Annotated in this window: 2 protein-coding genes; both read right to left on the bottom strand. The window is 70.7% G+C overall.

Annotation, left to right across the window (positions count from 1 at the left end; translation table 11 throughout):
- Positions 1 to 954: GlxA family transcriptional regulator (locus GKQ77_RS31475; protein ID WP_372460040.1), on the bottom strand; the 954-nt coding region annotated here is incomplete at its 3' end.
- Between the two features lie 13 nt (positions 955 to 967).
- Positions 968 to 2,501, bottom strand: a 1,534-nt coding sequence (locus GKQ77_RS31470) for an MFS transporter (protein WP_258022299.1), incomplete at its 5' end; no start/stop codon positions are given.

Raw genomic sequence — 2,501 nt, 5'->3', positions numbered from 1 at the left:
GTACGCCCCCGGCGACACCCCCACCCCCGCCGCGAAGTGCTGCCTCAGCGACGCGCCCGTGCCGAAGCCCGACTCCGTCGCGACGCGGTCGATCGTGTGGTCCGTGGACTCCAGGAGTTCGCGCGCCCTGTCCACCCTGCGCTGCGTCAGCCACCGCATCGGGGTCAGGCCCGTCTCCTCCCGGAAGCGGCGGCTGAACGTGCGTACGCTCATCGATTCGACCGCCGCCAGGTCGGCCAGGGTCAGCGGCTCCGACAGGTGGGACAGGGCCCATGCCCGGGCCGCGCCCGTCGATGTCAACTGAGGCTCCGGCAGCGGGCGTTGGACGTACTGGGACTGGCCGCCCTCCCTGTGGGGCGGTACGACCGTGCGGCGGGCCGCCTCCGCCGCGACCGCCGACCCGTGGTCGGAGCGGATCAGATGCAGGCACAGGTCGATGCCCGCGGCCTCGCCCGCCGACGTGAGTACCTCGCCCTCGTCCACGTACAGGACGTCCGCGTCCACCGTCACCTCCGGGAACCTCCGCGCGAACCGCTCCGCCGAGAGCCAGTGCGTAGTCGCCCTGCGGCCGTCCAGCAGGCCCGCCGCCGCCAGGATGAAGGCGCCGGTGCAGATGGATGCCACCCTGCGGCCCTCCCGGAGGGCCAGCGCCGACACCAACTCCGCTGAAAGGCCGCCCGGTTCCAGGTCCTCGTCGCTCTCGTGCGACGCCGGGACGATCACCGTGTCCGCCGCCGCGACCACGTCGAGGCCGTGCTCCGCGTAGATCGGGAAGTCCGCGTCCGTGCGGATCCTGCCGGGGCGGGGCGCGCACGTGCGTACGTCGTAGAGGGCGTCGCCCGACGGGGAGCGCGCCGTGCCGAGCAGCTGGTGCACCAGGCCCAGTTCCATGGGCAGTACGCCGTCCCTGACCAGGATCGAGACCGTCTGCCTCGGCTGACTCGGCTGCCTCACGGCCAAGCCCCGGCTACCGCTTCACCGTCGACAACGGCTCCGCGATGTCCTCCAGCGACCGCCTCTCCGCCTTCACCGCGAACACCGCCGCCACCAGGCCCGCCGCGCACATCAGGCCCGCGCCGATCTGGAAGGCGAGGACCGTGTCGCCGACGACGCCCGACTCGGTCAGCTTGGCGAAGATCAGGGGGCCGCTGATGCCGCCCGCCGCCGTGCCGATGGCGTAGAAGAAGGCGATGGCCATGGCGCGGGTCTCCATCGGGAAGATCTCGGAGACCGTCAGATACGCGCTGCTCGCGCCCGCCGACGCGAAGAACAGGACCACGCACCAGCAGGCCGTCAGCGTCGCCGCGCTCAGCGAACCCCGGTCGAAGAGCCACGCCGTGCCGAAGAGTAGGACGCCGGAGACGATGTACGTCGACGAGATCATGATCCGGCGGCCCACCGTGTCGAAGAGCTTGCCGAGGAAGAGCGGGCCGAGGAAGTTGCCCGCGGCGATGACGGCGAAGTAGTACCCCGTACTGCCCGAGGGGACGTCGTAGAACTTGGTCAGGATCGCGCCGAAGCCGAAGGTGATCGCGTTGTAGAGGAACGCCTGGCCGACGAAGAGGGAGAGACCGAGGACCGCCCGCTTGGGGTAGTCGCGGAAGACCGTCTTCGCGATCAGGCCGAAGCCGATGCTCTTGCGCTGGTGGATGGTGATCTCACGGTCGGGCGGCGGCAGCCGTTCGCCCTTCTCCGCCTCGATCTCGCGCTCCACCGACGAGACGAGTTCCTCCGCCTTCTCCCCGTGCCCGTGGATGAGCTGCCAGCGCGGGCTCTCCGGGACGTGGCGGCGTACGAGGAGGATCACCAGGCCGAGTACGACGCCGAGGGCGAAGGTCAGCCGCCAGCCGAGGTCCTTGGGGAAGATGTCGGTGTTGAGCATGACGACGGAGAGCAGCGAGCCGCCGATCGCGCCGAGCCAGTAGCTGCCGTTGATGATCAGGTCGACCCGGCCGCGGTACTTGGACGGGATCAGCTCGTCGATGGCCGAATTGATGGCCGCGTACTCGCCGCCGATGCCGAAGCCGGTCAGGAACCGGAAGAGGAAGAACCACCAGGCGTCGAAGGAGAGCGCCGTGAGCGCGGTCGCGCCGAGGTACACCGCGAGGGTGACCATGAAGAGCTTCTTGCGGCCGTACTTGTCGGTGAGCCGGCCGAAGAAGAGCGCCCCGGCGCAAGCACCCGCCACGTAGAGGGCCGCCGCGATGCCGGTGACCTGCGCCGAGGAGATGGCGAGGCCGCTGCCCTCCTCGGAGAGGCGGCTCGCGATGTTGCCGACGGTGGTGACTTCCAGGCCGTCCAGGATCCAGACGGTGCCGAGGCCCACGACGATCATCCAGTGCCAGTGGGACCAGGGGAGGCGGTCGAGGCGGGCGGGGACGGCTGTGGTGACGGTGGCTTCAGCCGCGGGGGCTTCGGGGGCCGTGGCTTTGGGGCCGGTGGCTTCAGGCGCCGTGGCTCCGGAGGCCGTGCCGGAGCCGGGGTCCGGGGGCGGCTCGGAG

This window comes from Streptomyces anatolicus, assembly GCF_019400875.1.
GTDB classification, from domain to species: Bacteria; Actinomycetota; Actinomycetes; order Streptomycetales; family Streptomycetaceae; genus Streptomyces; species Streptomyces anatolicus.
The sequence above is the reverse complement of the archived record's forward strand: the minus strand, read 5'-3'. Positions and strand labels throughout refer to the sequence as shown.